This is a genomic window from Clostridium sp. (assembly GCF_021372645.1).
GTDB lineage: Bacteria > Bacillota > Clostridia > Clostridiales > Clostridiaceae > Clostridium.
The window spans coordinates 1-18958 of record NZ_JAJFUC010000012.1 but is presented as its reverse complement, the minus strand read 5'-3'; the positions used below and the strand labels follow the sequence as shown (position 1 = coordinate 18958).

The window sequence follows — 18958 nt, the reverse complement described above, 5'->3', positions numbered from 1 at the left end:
AATCTTATTAAGCACTAAAACATCCATAGTTAACACCTCTCGATAATTTTATTTTTAGTTTGGATATTTTAGTTGATTTATATTTATGGATATTTTTTCTTGATAGTTATTTTTGAAGTTTTCATTTTGCAACATATATATCTATAACTTAAGGATACTACTTTACAGAAGTTATCATTTAATTATTACCAATCCTTTTTCTAGTAAGTATATCTCCAATCTTTAGTTCTTGTTTGCACTTCACAGTAAAAATCATTTGTGGACAATTTGCACTTTCTATAACTTCACCATTTTCTTTTCTCATATCTTCAAATTTTATAATCTTGTTATCTCCTTTTATGGCTAAGACTTCAACCAAATCCCCATTGTAAACTTTATTTCTTTGCTGTATCTTTGCAATATTAGTATCCCTATTGTAATCTTTCACAATACCTACCATATCATAATTTTGAATATATGCTGAACTTTTATAATTTTGTCTTGCTTCTTCATCAAAGTAAAAACCTGTTGTATATGGCCTGTGACTAGGTTTTTCAAGTTCTTCTATCAATTTAGAATCAAATTTATAATTTTTAGGATCACTTATAAATTTATCGATGGCCTCTCTATAAACTTTTACTACAGATGCCACATAATATGAACTTTTCATTCTTCCTTCAATTTTAAGAGAATTTATACCCACTTCAATAAGTTCAGGAATATGTTCTATCATACATAAATCCTTTGAGCTCATAAAATTAATTCCATTATCATCTCCAGTGATTTTATTATAATCTCCAAATTCTGTCTCTTCATATAGTTGGTACTTAAATCTACAAGGCTGCGTACAAGATCCTCTATTAGAATCTCTGCCAGTTATATAATTTGATAATAAACACTTACCAGAATACCCCATGCACATTGCTCCATGAACAAAAACTTCTATATCACATGTTTCTGGCAGTTCTTTTCTCATTGTCTTTAATTCTTCAAGACTCATCTCTCTTGCAGCTACAATTCTTTTAACCCCTGCCTTATGCCAAAAAAGCGCAGATTTGTAGTTTAAATTACTTGCCTGAGTGCTTAAATGTATTTCAAGATTTGGAGCCACTTCACGAGTTATACTAAAAATCCCTGGATCAGCAATAAGTACAGCATCAACACCTATTTCATATAATTCAGTAATGTAATCTTCAATACCTGTTAAATCGTCATTATGTGGAATTACATTTAATGTAACATGTACTTTTCTTCCTCTTGAATGTGCATATTCAAGTCCTTCTTTTAATTCTTCTATTGTAAAATTATCTGCGGCTGCCCTTAAATTTAGTTTATTCCCTCCAAGATATACTGCATCAGCACCAAAATCTATAGCGGTTTTAAGTTTCTCTAAATTTCCAGCCGGTGCCAAAAGTTCTGGTTTATACATACTTAATTCTCCTCATACTTAAAAGTCTTCGTCTTATTGCTAGTAATTTTTGAATAAACAACTGGTCTTCTTAAACTCATAAATGGTTTCTCGTTCCTATATTTAGCCGCTTCATTGATATTGATATCAGCATAAATTAATTGTTCCTTATCATCAGCCTTAATTGCTACATTCCCACTCGGTTCAACTACTATGGACTCTCCCGCAAAGTCCATCTCCCCCTCTTTACCAACTCTATTACACATAACTGTAAAAACGCTGTTTTGCATTGAAGAAATTATTACTTCCCATTCAAACATTTCTAAAGGCTCACTTTTCACGTTAGCAGTAGGAATTATTATTATATCTGCTCCTTCTAAAGCACATACTCTAAAACTTTCTGGCAAATGTCTATCAAAACAGATTATAATACCTATTTTTCCTATTGTTGTTTCATAAACTTTAAATCCAGTATCAGACGGCTGATAATAATCTTGTTCATAAAATTGATAACACTGAGCTATATGAACCATTTTTGACGTCCCTAATATTTCTCCATCACTGTTAACTACTAATGAAGCATCAAAATACTTATCTCCTTCTTTTAAATATATATTTGGAATTGATATTATTTTAAACTCTTTGCATTTTTCTTGAATACTTTTAATTTTCTTATCATCAATTGAAATTGCATAATTAGATGCATCTAATCCTTCATACTGGGGAAAGAATGGAGTTAACTGCAATTCAGGAAAACAAATAAGTTGCGCTCCATTTCTAGCTGCTTCTTCTATTAAATTTAATACCTTCTCTAAATTATCGTTAATTTTTCCAGTAATTTTCATTTGTGCTAAAGCAATTCTCATAACTATCACCTCATTTTTAATTTAAATGTAATAAATATTCTAAAAAGAGCATTGTGTGATCTATATATTTAGCTATAGTCATGACTTTCTTTCTCCTTATTTCAAATTCTCCTATTCAAAATCAAAATATAAGTCTGGTCTTTCACTAATACCTTCTAATGTAGAATATTTATCTACTAATTCTCTTATTTCTGTTTCTTTATTTTCTATAAATTGAACAAAATCTTCATATCCAGAATTAACTTTTAACTGTGCTAGTTCTTCAAAGAAGGTAGGTATTTTTTTAGCTGCAACTTCTCCATAAACTTCACCAAATCTTGCAACATCTGGTCCTGCCTTACCGTTAAATAGTATAGAATATGCTGGTATCATGCCATCTTCAGTACGCTTTCTCTTTCCAATAAGGCCAATAATTCCTTTTTGAGGTTGGGCACATGAATTTGGACATCCTGATATAAGCAATTGTGGCAGAGCATTTTTCACTTCAAAAGGTTTATCCTTAAAAGTTTCAATAATTTTTTTTAATAATCCTTGAGAATTATTTATTCCAAACTTACAAATCTTAGGTCCAGCGCAAACCACCGAGCTATCTATGTTAAATATAGAAGAAAAGTCACTTGTTAAGTCAATTAATTTTTGTGCATCACTTTCTTTTAAATCTCTTACATAAAATCCTTGTGTCATAGTTAATCTTATAGATACTTTATACTCTAAATTTGCTAAGAAGTTCAATATAATATCCATCTTATCAGTAGTAATATTACCGCTAACTGGATGGATATATACTGTGTAGTAGCCTTCTTGCTTTTGATTAATTATTCTATTTTCATACTTCTTATCCCATTGTTTTGCATTAACTTCTTTTATTTTTACTATATCTTCTTGCTCTTGGTTATAATCTATGTTAAGTGTTAGATTTTTTTCAGTTCTCACTTTAGCAAGTTCAGCTATAAACATTTCTCTAAATGCTTCTTCCCCTAATCTTTGAAGAACAAATCTTAATCTAGCTTTATGCCTGTTTTCTCTATCCCCTTCTCTTTCAAAAATCTGCTTCATAGCTTGTATGTAATATAATGCATCCTTGTGGTCTATAAAATCTTCAAGCTTTATACCCACTCTTGGCCCACCACCAAGTCCTCCTGCACCATATACTTCAAACCCTCTTTTTCCATTAACTATTTTAGCTATAAATCCTATATCTGTTATTGTCGCATTAACAGTATCTTCTGAGCTATTTGAAAATGCTATTTTGTACTTTCTAGGTAATTTAAGATTTTTAGGATCTTCCATCATATAATTTGCAACTGCTTTCATATATGGAGTGACATCAAAAACTTCATCTACTGCTACACCAGAAAGAGGAGAACATGCAACATTCCTTACACCATCTCCTCCAGCTGCTTTGGTAGTTAATCCTGCTTCTATCAATTCATCTAACACTTTGCTTAAATCATCTATTTTTACAGAATGAAATTGGATATCTTGTCTTGATGTAAAACGTATTTTACCTTCACCATATTTTTTTGCTATTTCGCTTATTGTTCTTAATTGCTCTAATGTTGCACATCCGCCTGGTATTCTTGGTCTCACCATATATGTCTCAGTCAACCTTTCTTTGTATATTCCCATAATAGAGGTAAAAGACTTAAAATCTTCTATCTTTCCTTCATAAAATAATTGTAAGTTACTTTTAAATTCTTCCACACTTTTTAAAATCTCTTTTGTGATTGTTATCATATGAATCTACCTTACTCTGCAATATAGTTTTTAGAACTTTTGTTAGAACCATTGTAATATCTTTTACTATGTAAAACATAACCATTCCTATTCTTGTATGGATAATTTAAATACATCTGGTCTTGAATAATGACCATTAACATCAAAATCTAATCTGCTTTGTGTAATTTGGTCTAATTGTAAATCAGCAATTAGGATATCTTCTTTATTGTAAACTGGTTCTTTTACATATTTTCCAAATGGATCAACAATACAGCTTCCACCAGAACACATAACATCAGGTTGTGATTCTAATTCATTATAATAATTAAGATCAGTTGGATACATTCCTTTTTCCACATATTGATTACATCCAATTACGAAACACCTACCTTCTAAAGCAATGTGTCTCATAGTGCACTGCCATTCTTCCCTTGAATCTGCTGTTGGAGCAATATAAATTGATACTCCTTTTGCATACATAGCAGTACGTGCTAATGGCATATAGTTTTCCCAACATATTAATGAGCTCATTTTCCCATAAGGGGTCTCTAATACAGTTAAAGTGCTTCCATCCCCTTCGCCCCAAATACAACGTTCTGTGCCAGTAGGTTTTAATTTTCTATGTTTACCTAATAATTTCCCATCTGGACCAAAAAATAAATTTGTACAATAAAGTGTACTATTTAATTCATCTCCATCTCTCTCAGTAATACCTATAGATAAATATATTTCTGCATCTTTTGCTGCTTTACCTAATATGTCAGTAACTTTGCTAGGAACTTTAACAGAATTCTCATAGTATCTTTGCCAATCTTTACGTCCTTCCATTGTCCTACTTCCAACTACAAATCCAAATGACAGCCCCCTTGGATAAGCAGGGATAAAAGATTCTGGAAAAACCACTATCTCTGCTTTAGCCTTCTTTGCTTGATTGATCAATTCTAAAGTTTTAGCAACAGTACAATCTAAATTCATAATTACAGGTGCCGCTTGTACTACTGCTACTTTTACAGTTTTATTTATATTAGCCACATTACTCACTCCCCAAATAATTTTTATTCATTGCTTTTATCGCAAGTTCTTATCTTTGTACTCATATTAATATAGTGTAAATTTTATATCAACAAATAAATTCTCTATCTGTGCTAGTACAGATAGAGAATTATAATTAACTCATTAAATTTTACAACCAACTTTTTCTCCCATAATCACCTTAGTTTCAAAGCCTTTCTGAGTTTGATATACTATATCACTATCTATCTTCACAGCGCCTTTTTGTAATATCATTATAATTGTAGATCCTCCAAATTTAAAATATCCCTTTTCATCTCCTTTAGTAACATGCATATTAGGTTTATAAGTTTGAATTATTGAACCAACACAAGTTGCTCCAACCTCAATGAATAGTACTCGTCCAAAATTTTCTGTTGCGAGAATACTCCATTGTCTTTCATTTCTACAAAAAATCTCTGGAATATTACTTAAAGCTATTGGATTTACTGAATAGTAATCTCCATGTATTCTAAAGCTTTCACTACATATCCCACTATCTATAAAATGAAATCTATGATAGTCTGTAGGACAAAGTCTTAAAACTAAACAAGTTCCACCTAAAAAATCTTTAGATATATTCTCATCATTAATAAGTTCATTTATTTTATATCTAGAACCTTTGATATGAACTATTTTATTCAAATCAATATTCTCATAAACTGCCAGCTTTCCATCTCCTGGTGAGGTTAAAGATTGCTCCTGCGAATCTATTGGTCTAAATTCCTTTTTTAACTTCCTTGTAAAAAAATCATTAAAGGACTTAAACTCACTAGCTTCCTTTTCAAAAATTGAAGAATCTATATTAAAATCATTTATAAATGAATTAATTTTCTTTCTGCTTATCTTAGTATTACAAAAATATCCATATATTTTTGAAAAAAACTTCTTTTTAATTATTATTTCTAACAAACTCATTCCTATAGGTGATGAATAAATATAATTAAGATACTTATCACCTGCAACATTTTCAATTTCATATTTTTTTGTATTTCTATCAAAATACTTAATCATAATTAACCTTTCTTAATTGAGCAAAACTTGTCCCATTGCAAAAATACATTATATTCAAATTACCTTCTTTCTAGAACCAAGTTCTTTTGATACTGTTCTCCCTATAGAAGCTATCTTTCCATTAATGCAATTCCAACATTGATTTGGTGTATCATTTATGCATATTTTCCCTGGATAAATGGCATATAACTTTCTATATTCTCCTTCTGTAATATTTGGCATAACAACGTTTGCTCCACTTGAAAGGGCAATTATTCTACCATTTCTATTTAAGCTTTCCATTGCAGTTGTTGCAGGTACATTAGAATCTGGAAGTAACAATCTAACTAAAGCCATTGCTTTTAAGCTCATTGTAAAATTATCTGCTTTAAAATCTCTTAATGGAGTGTCTTCATTTGGAATAAATGGACCTAAACCAATCATATCTGCATCTATCTCTTTAAAGAACAGTATATCATCAGCTATAGATTCTATAGTTTGATTAGGCAAACCTACTAAATTACCTGTTCCAACTTCATAACCTAAATATTTTAAATCTCTAAGACATCTTTTTCTATTCTCATAGATCATTCCTGGATCTAAATCTTCATAAAGTTTTTTATTAGTAGTTTCTATTCTAAGCAAATATCTGTCCGCGCCTGACTCTTTATAAGCTTTATATTCCTCCAAAGATTTTTCTCCCAAACTCAATGTAACTGCTATATACAATTTCTTTATACTTGATATTATATATTTAAGCATATTTACTGTATAATAAGAATCTTCTCCTGATTGTAAAACAATACTCTTATATCCATATCCTACTGCTTTCTTTGCTAAATCTATTATTTCATCTGGCATCAACCTATATCTTTTAATATTATAATTAGACTTTCTTAAGCCACAATATAAACAATCCCTTTTGCATATATTAGAAAATTCGATAATCCCCCGTAAATGAACCTCATCTCCCATATATTTTTCCCTAACCCTATCAGCTGCTTCAAACAGTTTCTTATCTATACTACTATCTTTAAGTATAGATATTAGCTCTTCCTTATTTAAATTATGACTTTTCTCAGCCTTTTCAATAAGCTTTGTATTCATGGATATCCTCCTAAAACATAATAATATTTTTAGTTCTCTAAAAGCAAAGTGCTATGTATCATCCAATTAGCATTCATCATTTAATTAACAATCAGTTACGATTTCGGCTGACTATAATATTTTGTTTTCCTCTTCAAATTTTTTCATGAATTCTACTAAAGCTTTAACACCTTCTATTGGCATAGCATTGTATATACTTGCTCTCATTCCACCAACAGTTCTGTGTCCCTTTAAGTTTTCGAATCCTGCCGCTTTAGCTTCTTTTACAAATTTAGCATCTAATTCATCATTGGCAGTTACAAATGGTACATTCATCAAAGAACGATCTTTCTTTACAACTGTTCCTTTAAACATGCTACTTGAATCAAGGAAATCGTATAATATATCCGCCTTTTTTTCATTTATATGCTTCATTACTTCTAATCCTCCTATTTTTTGAAGCCATTTAAATACTTTTCCACATATGTATATCCCATATGCTGGTGGTGTATTATATAATGATTTGTTGTCAGCATGGATTTTATATTCTAACATTGTCGGAGTACCTGGAAGCACATCATCTGTAATTAGATCTTCACGAATAATTACTACAACCACCCCAGCTGGTCCAATATTTTTTTGTGCTCCTGCATAAATTAATCCATACTTTGATACGTCTACAGGTTCAGATAAGAAATCAGATGACATATCAGCTACTAATATTTTATCTCCTATTTCAGGAATTTCATTATATTTAATTCCATGGACTGTTTCATTGTGGCATATATAAAGATAATCTGCATCATCAGAAATCTTTAAATTCTTTAAATCTGGTATATATGTGTAATTCTTATCTTCTGAAGAAGCTATAATGTTAACTTTTCCAAATATTTTTGCTTCTTCTATTGCTTTTTTAGACCATTGTCCAGTTTTAATATAATCTGCAACTCTATTCCTCATTAAATTCATTGGAATCATTGCAAACTGTTGTGAGCCACCACCTTGAAGAAATAGTACCTTGTAGTTATCTGGTATATTCATCAATTCTCTTAATGTTTTCTCTGCATCAGTTATAATCTCCTCAAAAGCTTTCGAGCGATGACTCATTTCCATAACTGACATACCAGTACTATTGTAATCCAGCATTTCCTCCGCTGCTTGTTTTAGGACCTCTTCTGGTAATACAGCAGGTCCTGCTGAAAAATTATAAATTCTTGACATTTTTATAAGCCCCCTTTAATAAAACCAATCTAATTAATTGGCCATTACAATGAAATCATGTCTTAGAAACATGTAGATAATAATTATGAAAATTTATTTATCACTTACAACTAATCTATAATTCTTCCTCAACAATCTATACAAAACATAGATCACAAGCAATAAATTAAATTATCTATTTTAGTATCTCTACTTCATTTTGTAATTTATAATTTATATTAGAACAATATAAATATCAAGAAATAAAATTTCAATCTGTACTAGTATAAATATCTATATGTTTTATATAATCAAATTCTCATAATTGTTAAGCTTTTATAACTGACATAAACTATTTAACTAAGTTTGTCTCTTCTTCATCTTTTCGTACACAGATAATAATCTCATTTTTGAGATTGATATTATCTACATAAATTCTAGCCAATTTTTCTATCTCAATAAATTCTTTAGCTGCTATTGACGAACAAAAAGTTACTGCATAACCAGATGCAGAAACCATAAGTGCTTCATGAAGTCCGTTAAATTCAAGTTCTATTTTAGGCAGTTTAATACTATTGATATAGCAAATTGATTCCAAAAGTCTTCTAGTATAACTTCCATCTTCTCTCATTATAATAGGCTCTAACATAATATCATTTAAACTGACTGTTTTGTTGGCGTATTTGTGGTTTGAAGAAGCTACAAACCATAAATCATCATCCATTATTTTAGCACTATTAATTTTGTCTGCATATTCAGCTGCACCACTCCCTAAAATAGCAACATCTACCCCATATGAAATAAGCTTATTAATAGCATTTTCACTGTTCAGCGTGTTAATCATCTTTATTCTCTTGTTTTAATTTAGTCACCCATATAGGTATCAAAAAATTAGTTGAGAGATAATTACCTGCTATTTTCAAAGTACCATTTTTACCTTGCTTATAATTATCAATTAATGTTTCCATTCTATCTTCTATTTTAAAAATTGCCTCTGTTTCCTTTATCAGACACTTTCCAATTTCACTTAAAGAAATCCCTCTCCCTTGTGGTAAAAACAATTTAATACTATTTTCTTTTTCAATTTTTTTAATTTGCGCTATAATTGCAGGCTGGCTTATTTTCAATTGCTCTGCTGCAACTGTTACGCTTCCTGCTTTAGCTACTTTATAAAATAATCTTAGTCCATGTAAATTCATATTTGCTCCATTCATAAATTTTATTTATGAATACCATAATAGCATATATTATAAATATATATTAACTTTTGCTATACTTTCCTTATAAATTATTGCTGGCATTATTTATAATAAATAATTTAGGAGAAAAATATGGAACAAACTATTATCTATTTGATTTGACATGGACAAACAGAGTGGAATTTAGAAGGAAGAATGCAGAGACACAAAGACTCTCCTCTAACTAAAGTCGGAGTAACTCAAGCTGAAAAATTACATGATAGACTAATAAATGAAAAAATCTAATTAATATATTCTAGCGAATGCAAACGAGCTTATGATACTGCTAAAATCATACAAGGAAATAGAAATATTCCTCTTTATACATCAACGAAATTGAAAGAAATCAATATGGGTGAATGGGAATGAAATAAACAAATTGATATTATAAAAAAATATCCTGAAGCTTGGAATAATTTTTGGAATGATCCTGCAAAATACACTCCAATTGGTGAAGGTGAATCTTATGATAAATTAAAAAATAGAGTTATACCTACACTCAAAAACATTATAAATTCAAATCAAGGCAAAAATATCATGATTGTAACACATAGAATCACTGTAAAGGTAATAATATCATATTTTAAAAATCAAGATATAAATGTAATTTCTAATAATCTAGATATCAATCCAGCAAGTCTTTCAAAAATAAGTATCTGCAATGGAGTGCCTAAAATATTATTATACAGAGATACCTCTCATTACAAATAATTATTACACTCTTTAAAAATATACATAAAAATTCTTTTCTGTACTAGCACAGAGGAGTTTTTTTTATGTTGAAACAGATTAGGTTATGACCTAAAATATAAACACCCCCACCCAGGGTGCAGTGTATTTCCAACAATTTATTCAATATAATCTTAAGAAGTTAAAATTATAATTGAGAAAATATTTAATCGAGATAGGAGGGAAAAATATGAAAGCTGAAAAAGAAAAAGTAATACGTCTTTTAAAAACTGCCAGAGGGCAGCTTGATGGTTTACTTAAAATGGTTGATGATGATCGTTATTGTATTGATATATCCAATCAACTTATGGCTACAATTGCAATTTTACGCAATGTAAACAAGGATGTACTTCATGCACACTTAAATGGCTGTGTAGAAGAAGCCTTTGAAAAAGGCGATCAACACAAAAAAATTACTGAAATAATAGAAGTTATGGACAAACTTTGAAAGTAATTTTTGAAATGAAAATTATAGCAATGTTATTGCAATAATAGATAAGCGAGGTATTAATATGAAAAATAATATTTTAGAGGTTAAAAATTTGAAAAGAACCTTTCATATGAAAAACGGGCATAAAATCGAAGCTGTAAAAGATATCAGCTTTAATGTGGAACGAGGTGAGGTATTTGGCTTTTTAGGTCCAAATGGCGCAGGTAAAAGCACAACCATAAGCATACTAACTACGCAAAGAACTGCCACTGCTGGGGAAATAATACTAGATGGGGTATCTTTAATTGAAAATCCGGTTAAAGCAAGAAGAAAGATTGGTGTTGTCGCACAGCACAACAATTTAGACAGAGGATTAACAGCAAGAGAAAATCTAATCTACCATGCAAAATACTTTGGAATTGAAACAAAAACCGCAAATAAAAAAGCTGATGAATATCTGGAAAAATTCGGTCTTGCAGACAGACAACATGATTATGTGCGAAGTTATTCTGGCGGTATGGCGCAAAGGCTAAAAATTGCTAGGGCAATGATGCATACTCCAGAAATACTTTTTTTAGATGAACCAACAACAGGACTCGACCCTAGCTATCGAGCTATTTTATGGGAACAGATGACTGCACTTAACAAAACTGCTGGTACAACAATTTTTCTTACTACCCACTACATGGAGGAACCAGAACAACTTTGCGAGCGTATCGCAATAGTCAATCAGGGCGAATTGAAAGCACTTGGTACTTCCTCTGAACTTAAGGCAATGATTCCTTCCAATAACATTGTATCTATGAAATTATCTAACTTAAATCCAAGTAATGTGGAAACTGCAAAAACATTACCTGGTGTAAAAAAAGCCGCCATTCAAAATGGATTGCTTCTGCTTTATATGAATGACGCACAACCTGATTTCAACTATTTAATCAACTGGATAAAACAGCAAAATACAACATTACAAAATATAAGCTTGAGTTCCAGCACATTGGATGATGTTTTCATTCATCTAACAGGAAAGGAGATTATAAATCATGAAAACAAATAATAAAGAAAAAGGTACAACATTTACAGCTTTTAAAACCATGGTTAAGCGTGACCTTATCATTCAGCTGAGAGATAAATGGGAATTTGTTTTCCGTGTTGCAATGCTGCCATTTATTTTGATATTAACCTATGGATATGTCCTTCCAAGAATCGGATTACTTCCACCAAACTTTCCAAATAGAATGTTTTCCGGAATGATAGGAATGAGTATGCTGATTACAGGTATTCATGGTACAGCTGTTCCATTCACCATGGATTTTAACAACTTACGTGAAATTGAAGATCGATTGTTAGCTCCTGTGCATATTAATATAATCGCTTTGGCGAAAATGGTAGTCGGCATTATTGAATCTTTTATAGGCGGAGCTATTGTTTTACCTATATCACTCATTTTCATGGGAAATGCTCTTGATATTGTTGTAACACCATCACAGCTCCTTATGCTTATTCCTGTATTGATTTTAATTTCAATTGCCTCAGCATGTTTGGGTCTTTTAGTTGGCACTATTATCAAACCTATACAAATTGCTGCCATGTTTCCTGGATTTTTAATGCCTGTTGTGTTCTTAGGCGCCATCTTCTTTTCCTGGGGAGACCTTTCCACAACTCCAATCATTCAAAAAATTGTACTTGTGAATCCTCTTGTGTACGCAAATGAAGCCTTAAGATCGATTCTCACACCAAATATTACGCATATGCCTATGCTATACAGTATTATCGGATTGATAATAAGTATTTTGATTATGGGATATTGGGGTGGAAAAAGATTTACGAAAATGGCAACTGGTGCTAAGTAATGTATATTATTTAAGCCATTGTGCTAGTAAAAGTTATAATATTTAAATGGTGAAAATTTAATTTTCATATATAAAAGGCGCAAATCTGCGCCTTTTATTTTGTATATATAAGTGTTTTTTATTCTTCGCTTCCTAACGATAAATTAATTTCTTCATATGTTATAACCCTATTTTTACTTTCTCCAAACTTTCTAACAACTTGTGTAGGATTTTGATTAAAATTCATGGTTAAGCTTTGGTTTGAATAATGGTCTGCTGGATCAATATAATATTTAAAATCTATTGTTTTTTCTACATCTATTTCAGCATACGCTATTCCTTCCGTTTCTGCTGAAATCATTTCACTGATTGGTTCTCCATCGGGTCCATAAATGCAAGTGTGTCAAAGTATTCTCTTGTTCAGGTGTTAAACAAATCATATCTTTCATTTCTTCTGAATAAAGATCTTTTTCTAAATTTTTTATTATTTTACTAAAACCTTGCGCCGAAATAAAAAGATCTTTTGAATCTTTAGAAATACTTTTCATTTCACATACTTTTAAGAAACTAATTAATTCATTAATATTCATAATAAATATCTCCACACATTAAAAAAATAGCTGCTAAACATATTTCAGAATAGACAGCCATTGTCAAACATCAAATTATTTTATATAGTTATTAATAATAAAGCTACATTAATGATTACTTTTGTAAATTCACATATCAAGTAAGTCATATAAAATCTTTAACACGGCTTATATAATTATTTTTGCTCATTGTATTTTATGTGTAATAATTTGTGTGCCCAGCCTTCTCCTGGAGCTTCTTCATAATTTTCATACATTTTTAATAATGCTGTATTTTCATGGGATTTTCTTTTTTTCAAATTTTTGTCCTGATTATATAAGACAGAAGCTCTTAATGCTTTAATATCTACTTTTTCTCTTTCCTTTGCACTTATATGTGGTTGTCCTCCTCCATTTATGCATCCACCAGGACAAGCCATAACTTCTATAAAGTGATATTGTTTTTCATTTAATTTTCCACTTTTCATAAACTCAAATAAATTTGAAGCACCATTAATTACAGCCACATTATATTGCTCTCCACCGATTTCTACCTCAGCCTCTTTTATTCCATCAAATCCTCTAACTTGAGTATAATCTATATTATTTAAATCTTTATTTTCTATAAAATCCTTAGCACTTCTAAGCGCTGCTTCCATAACACCACCTGTAGCACCAAATATAACTCCAGCTCCAGTATATTCTCCCATTGCTGGATCTGCTTTACTATCCTCTAAATCAGCAAAATTAATCTTTGCTTCTTTAATCATTTTGGCTAATTCTCGTGTAGTAATTACAGCATCTATATTTTTAATCCCATTACTAATCATCTCTTTTCTATCTGCCTCATATTTCTTTGAGGTACAAGGCATTACCGTTACTGTAAATATATTTTTGGGATCTAATCCCTCTATTTGCGGATAATAAGTTTTACTTGCAGTTCCAAAGATTTGCTGAGGAGATTTTGCAGTAGATAAATTTTCCAAAAAATCAGGATAATACTTTTCAACTAATCTAACCCAAGATGGACAGCATGATGTAAACATCGGAAATGGTCCATTCTTTTTAACTCTTTGAACAAATTCAGTTGCCTCTTCCATTATTGTCATGTCAGCTCCAAAATTAATATCAAATATTTTTTTAAAGCCAAGCATTCTTAATACTGTATATAACTTTCCTGTTACATCTACACCATAGCCTAATCTAAACAATTCTCCAATTGAAGCCCTAATTGATGGGGCTATTGCAACTATTACATGTTTATTAGGATCTTCTAAGGCCTCTTTAACTCTATCTATATGCGGTTTTTCAGATAAAGCCGCTACTGGACATGCTGCAATACATTGTCCACATAATAAGCAATTAGTATCATCAAAGCATTTATCATCTACTGAAGAAACTTTTCTCTCTGCGCCTTTACCTACAATTTGAATCATTTCAGTACCTGTTTTTTCTTTGCAGGCTGCTACACATCTTCCACATAGCACACATTTACTTCTATCAATAATTATTGATTTACTTCTCTCATTAATATATTCTGTTTTATCTTCAACTACAAAGGTTTTATTCGCTTTTGCCTTTGTTTTTATTACTAATTTCAAGAACTCACAATTTTCTCTTCTATTACACGGTCCACATTTAAATTCATGTTTATCAAGTAATGCTGCTACTCTCGTTTTTACCCTTTCTTGTACTTTTTCCGAATCTGTTCTTATGACCATTCCATCTTCAACCTTTGTTATGCAGGCAAGTGCTATATTATTTTTCCCTTCGATCTCTACAGCACAAACCCCACATTTTCCTACGTTTCCACACTCATTGAGATAGCACAAAGTTGGTATATCTATACCATTATCTAATGCTGCTTTTAATACAGTTGTATTTTCATCATTTATATTAATATTTTTTTCATCAATTGTTATATTTATCATTATAATAACCCTCCATGTGTTGTATCTTTCAATTTACCAATATAACTATAATATAGTTTGTAAATTAAAAACTTCTCATTTCAAGCGCTATTAGTTAAAATTCAATAAATATTTTTTGCGCTCTTTTATACTATTTTATTTATAATCTTCTACAAATTTAATTATTCTTCTAATGCCTTCTTTGACATTATCCATAGAGGCAGCATACGATATTCTTACAAATTCACTAACTCCAAATCCATCTCCAGGAATAACTGCTACCTTTGCCTTATTTAAGAGTACATTTGAAAAATCTATAGAGTTATTAATTTTATTCCCCTCAACTACCTTCCCAAGCATTTTCGATATATTAATCATAATATAAAATGCTCCATCCGGCTTTTTGCAGGAAAGCATCTCAGTATTATTTATCTCTTCAATTATATAATCTCTTCTTTTCTTAAACTCATCTACCATTTCCTTTACAGAGATTTGGTCGCCATTCAATGCCTCTACTGCGGCATACTGTGCTATTGAATTAGGATTAGACGTAGTATGACTTTGTATACTTGACATTAATTTAATAACTTTTTCATTTCCAAGGGTATAGCCTATTCTCCATCCAGTCATAGCATATGTTTTTGAAACTCCATGTATTATTATGGTTCTATTATATGAATCACTGCTAATACTTGCTATGCTAGTATACTTATCACTTTCATAATTGAATTTTTCATATATTTCATCAGATACTATTATTAAATCATGTTTCCTTGCGAATTCTGCAATCATAGTTAATTCATCCTTAGTATAAACTGCTCCTGTTGGATTATTAGGATTATTTATTAAAATTGCTTTAGTCATTGAACTCACGGCATCTTCTAATACAGATTTAGTATATTTGAAATTATTATTCTCATCTCCAAATGCAAATACAGGTATTCCATCGGCAAGTTTAATTAATTCAGGATAACTGACCCAATATGGTCTAGGCACAATAACCTCATCTCCTGGATTTAAAATGGCAGCAAAAACATTCCATATGCATTGCTTTGCCCCAGTTGATACCATAATTTGAGAGTTAGAATAATTTAAATTATTATCTCTTTTGAACTTATTAGCTATTGCACTCTTTAATTCATCTATACCAGAAGCTGGAGTATATTTTGTAAATCCTTCATCTATTGCTTCTATTGCTACATTTCTAATATTTTCAGGTGTATTAAAATCTGGTTCTCCTGCTCCTAAAATTATAATATCAGCACCATCTTTTTTCATTTGCTTTGCTTTAGACGTAATTGCTAAAGTAATTGATGGTGATATTTGTTCTGATTTCTTCGAAAATATCATATTACAAGTGCCCCCTTTAATCATTTTACAATTCACGGTTTATATCTTTTTTATTTAGCTTCAATTGCCTTTGCTTTTTTATATGCTTCAACAAATCTTCTAGCTTCATTTTCAACTGCTACATAATCATCAGTTGCTGCACCCTTTGTTAGGTTGCTTCCAGTTCCAACAACAACAGCTCCTGCTTTTATCCATTCACCTACATTCTCAACCGAAACTCCACCTGTTGGCATAAAATCACCTTGTGGAAGAGGCCCTTTAAATGACTTAATTACTGCTGGTCCATATAAATTACCTGGGAATATTTTAATTATATCAACACCATATTCTAAGGCAGTTATTGCATCTCTTACTGTCATTACACCTGGAGTAACTAAAACTTTATATCTATTACAAAGTATTAATGTATCTACATCTAGACTTGGGCTTACAATAAATTGTGCTCCAGCAAGTATGCATGCTCTTGCTGTTTCAGTATCTAAAACTGTTCCTGATCCAATAACTACATCTGTATCTTTGTACTTTTCTACTGCTTCTTTAAGCATTTCTAATGGATTTGGTACTGTCATTGTAAGTTCCATGATTTTTATTCCACCTTTTACTGCAGCATCTACACATTTAATTGCTTGTTCTTTTGAACCACCTCTAATTACAGCAATAACTCCAGCCTCTTTTATACTGTTTAATACTTCTTCTCTTTTCATTTTGTACACCTCTTCTTTATTTCTTATTATAACTTTTTATTAGTTCAATCTTTTTAGCGATGTTTTATGGCCTAATTAAAACTTTTGACTTATTTAATAACTTCACATACTTTATCAATAATTTCTTCCTTGTATCCAAGTCTTTTTAAAAATAGTCTTACTAAAATTTCATTTTCCTTTAAGTTATTATTGTTATTTCCTTCCATAACTTTTCCCTCCTTATCTCCTCTAAAAAGCTACACAATGACTTACTTTTTTATGTGCTAAACTAAGATTTACTATACAAATATGGTATTATAGTGTAATCTATATATCAACAAATAAAATTCAAATCTGTGCTAGTACAACATTTAAGGAGTGATTAATTTTGCTTAAATATGAAGAGATTGTAGAATATATAAAAAATAATATCAAAACGGAGAAATTGACTCATCCCAAAAAACTTCCCTCTATTAGGTCTATTCAAAATCTGTTTCAGTGTAGCGCCGGTACAGTTTTAAAAGCATATACAAAACTTGAACAAGATCATATTATTTATTCTGTTCCTAAAAGTGGGTACTATATAATTAATGATTTTCATGATAAAAGTTTATCAAAACATCAAATAATTGATTTTTCAGCTGTAAACTTAAATTGTGAGTCTTTTCCATATAAAAATTTTCAACATTGTTTAAATCAAGCAATAGACCTATACAAAGAGAAACTTTTTGCTTATTCTGATCCTAGAGGATTAGACTCTTTAATTAACGTATTAAAAAATCATATTCAAAACTATCAAATCTTCACAAAGCCGGATAACATAATAATTACATCAAGTTCTCAACAAGCATTAAATATACTATCAACTATGCCGTTTCCAAATGGTAAATCTAATATTCTTGTTGAGCAGCCTACATATTATGGAATGATAAAATTTTTAGAACTTAATAACATCCCTACTCTAGGCATAAATAGAGACTTTAGCGGAATAAATTTAGATGAATTAGAAAAGTTATTTAAATATGGCAATATAAAATTCTTTTATAGTATTCCAAGATTTCATAATCCAACTGGAACTTCATATAGTAAACTTGAAAAACAGGAAATTATTAGACTCGCAGATAAATATGACGTATATGTTGTTGAAGATGACATTGCTGCCGATTTAGATATGAATAAAAAAAATGATCCTATGTTTTCATACGATACTTCTTCAAGAGTAATATATCTTAAAAGTTATTCAAAAGTACTTATGCCAGGCTTAAGGGTTGCTGCTCTTATAATGCCTGAATTATTGATTAAAAAATTTTTAGAATATAAAAGATGGACTGACATAAGCAGTCCTATACTATCTCAAGGAGCTCTAGAAATATACCTAAAGAATGGAATGTTTGATTCTCATATGAAGCAATTAGTTAATTTATATACCAATCGTATAAGCGCTTTAAAAGATACTTTATTAGAATATGAACATCCAAGAATAAAACACAATATACCTGAATCCGGATACTTTGGCTGTTTTTATGTTAACACTCCTTTGAATTACGATAAAATAATCAATTCGCTTTATCATAAAAATATAAAAATATTAGATACACGTGAATGTTTCCTCAAAGAATACAAGAGTGATAACTATTTTAGAATTACTATTAGCGAAGTAAATGAAAAACAAATCACTAAAAATATTCCTATAATACTTAATAGCATTGAAAATCATCTAGATTAGCATCGCCCTTTATAGAAACTATTAAATAAAACCTAAACATAGAAATACAAACTTATGGAGTGCTCTAACCAAAATAGACACACAATAAGTACGATTTTCTTGTATTTTCACAGCATTTCATGTAATGTTATATTTTGAATTTATGTATAAATATTGAATAATATATGTATAACAATCCAATACTTAATATCAT

General features: G+C 30.3%; 18 protein-coding genes and 1 pseudogene. 5 read left to right on the top strand and 14 right to left on the bottom strand.

The window, feature by feature from the left end; translation table 11 throughout:
- Positions 1-178: 178 nt before the first annotated feature.
- The 9 genes from LLF98_RS01590 to LLF98_RS01550 form a co-directional block, all read right to left on the bottom strand.
- Positions 179-1408: a U32 family peptidase gene (locus tag LLF98_RS01590; RefSeq protein ID WP_291700172.1), complete on the bottom strand. Its 1230-nt coding sequence runs from the start codon at positions 1406-1408 to the stop codon at positions 179-181.
- A gap of 2 nt (positions 1409-1410) precedes the next feature.
- Positions 1411-2253 carry a carbon-nitrogen hydrolase family protein gene (locus tag LLF98_RS01585; RefSeq protein ID WP_291700170.1) on the bottom strand — a complete coding sequence of 281 codons (843 nt, stop codon included), beginning with the start codon at positions 2251-2253 and terminating at the stop codon, positions 1411-1413.
- Between the two features lie 111 nt (positions 2254-2364).
- On the bottom strand, positions 2365-3990 hold the full coding sequence (locus LLF98_RS01580) for a nitrite/sulfite reductase (RefSeq protein ID WP_291700168.1): 1626 nt from the start codon (positions 3988-3990) through the stop codon (positions 2365-2367).
- A gap of 87 nt (positions 3991-4077) precedes the next feature.
- The gene (locus LLF98_RS01575; protein WP_291700166.1) at positions 4078-5004 is read right to left on the bottom strand and encodes a carbon-nitrogen hydrolase family protein; all 927 of its coding nucleotides are present in this window, start codon (positions 5002-5004) and stop codon (positions 4078-4080) included.
- A gap of 144 nt (positions 5005-5148) precedes the next feature.
- Positions 5149-6036 carry a phosphatidylserine decarboxylase gene (locus tag LLF98_RS01570; protein WP_291700164.1) on the bottom strand — a complete coding sequence of 296 codons (888 nt, stop codon included), beginning with the start codon at positions 6034-6036 and terminating at the stop codon, positions 5149-5151.
- A gap of 54 nt (positions 6037-6090) precedes the next feature.
- Positions 6091-7122: a [FeFe] hydrogenase H-cluster radical SAM maturase HydE gene (hydE, locus tag LLF98_RS01565; protein WP_291700162.1), complete on the bottom strand. Its 1032-nt coding sequence runs from the start codon at positions 7120-7122 to the stop codon at positions 6091-6093.
- Positions 7123-7233: 111 nt separating this feature from the next.
- Positions 7234-8322 (bottom strand): 3-phosphoserine/phosphohydroxythreonine transaminase, encoded by a 1089-nt coding sequence (gene serC / locus LLF98_RS01560; RefSeq protein ID WP_291700160.1) that lies wholly within the window; start codon positions 8320-8322, stop codon positions 7234-7236.
- Positions 8323-8653: 331 nt separating this feature from the next.
- The gene (locus tag LLF98_RS01555; protein WP_291700158.1) at positions 8654-9145 is read right to left on the bottom strand and encodes a LysR family transcriptional regulator substrate-binding protein; all 492 of its coding nucleotides are present in this window, start codon (positions 9143-9145) and stop codon (positions 8654-8656) included.
- Positions 9138-9500, bottom strand: a complete 363-nt coding sequence (locus LLF98_RS01550; RefSeq protein WP_291700156.1) for a LysR family transcriptional regulator — start codon at positions 9498-9500, stop codon at positions 9138-9140. Before LLF98_RS01550 ends, LLF98_RS01555 begins: the two co-directional genes overlap by 8 nt.
- A gap of 174 nt (positions 9501-9674) precedes the next feature.
- On the opposite strand from LLF98_RS01550, the pseudogene LLF98_RS01545 reads away from it, so the two are divergent.
- The 4 genes and pseudogenes from LLF98_RS01545 to LLF98_RS01530 all read left to right on the top strand — a co-directional run.
- A pseudogene (locus tag LLF98_RS01545) lies at positions 9675-10250 on the top strand (histidine phosphatase family protein); the annotation flags it as partial.
- 208 nt (positions 10251-10458) lie between these two features.
- A complete protein-coding gene (locus tag LLF98_RS01540) occupies positions 10459-10716 on the top strand; it encodes a metal-sensing transcriptional repressor (protein ID WP_291700153.1) in 258 nt (85 codons plus the stop codon).
- Positions 10717-10780: 64 nt separating this feature from the next.
- A complete protein-coding gene (locus LLF98_RS01535; RefSeq protein WP_291700150.1) occupies positions 10781-11752 on the top strand; it encodes an ATP-binding cassette domain-containing protein in 972 nt (323 codons plus the stop codon).
- Entirely contained in the window at positions 11739-12548 is an 810-nt protein-coding gene (locus LLF98_RS01530; RefSeq protein ID WP_291700148.1) for an ABC transporter permease, read from the top strand. Before LLF98_RS01535 ends, LLF98_RS01530 begins: the two co-directional genes overlap by 14 nt.
- A 118-nt stretch (positions 12549-12666) precedes the next feature.
- Here LLF98_RS01530 and LLF98_RS01525 read toward each other — a convergent pair whose 3' ends face one another.
- The 5 genes from LLF98_RS01525 to LLF98_RS01505 form a co-directional block, all read right to left on the bottom strand.
- A complete protein-coding gene (locus LLF98_RS01525) occupies positions 12667-12888 on the bottom strand; it encodes a hypothetical protein (protein WP_291700146.1) in 222 nt (73 codons plus the stop codon).
- Between the two features lies 1 nt (position 12889).
- On the bottom strand, positions 12890-13117 hold the full coding sequence (locus LLF98_RS01520; protein WP_291700144.1) for a hypothetical protein: 228 nt from the start codon (positions 13115-13117) through the stop codon (positions 12890-12892).
- A 176-nt stretch (positions 13118-13293) separates the two neighbouring features.
- Positions 13294-15027, bottom strand: a complete 1734-nt coding sequence (locus LLF98_RS01515; RefSeq protein WP_291700142.1) for a ferredoxin hydrogenase — start codon at positions 15025-15027, stop codon at positions 13294-13296.
- Positions 15028-15162: 135 nt separating this feature from the next.
- Positions 15163-16356, bottom strand: a complete 1194-nt coding sequence (locus tag LLF98_RS01510) for a pyridoxal phosphate-dependent aminotransferase (RefSeq protein ID WP_291700140.1) — start codon at positions 16354-16356, stop codon at positions 15163-15165.
- A 50-nt stretch (positions 16357-16406) separates the two neighbouring features.
- Entirely contained in the window at positions 16407-17060 is a 654-nt protein-coding gene (locus tag LLF98_RS01505) for a bifunctional 2-keto-4-hydroxyglutarate aldolase/2-keto-3-deoxy-6-phosphogluconate aldolase (RefSeq protein WP_291700137.1), read from the bottom strand.
- A gap of 367 nt (positions 17061-17427) precedes the next feature.
- Here LLF98_RS01505 and LLF98_RS01500 point away from each other — a divergent pair, with 367 nt between their 5' ends.
- Positions 17428-18765, top strand: coding sequence for a PLP-dependent aminotransferase family protein (locus tag LLF98_RS01500; RefSeq protein WP_291700135.1), 1338 nt, complete (start codon positions 17428-17430; stop codon positions 18763-18765).
- Positions 18766-18958 lie beyond the last annotated feature (193 nt).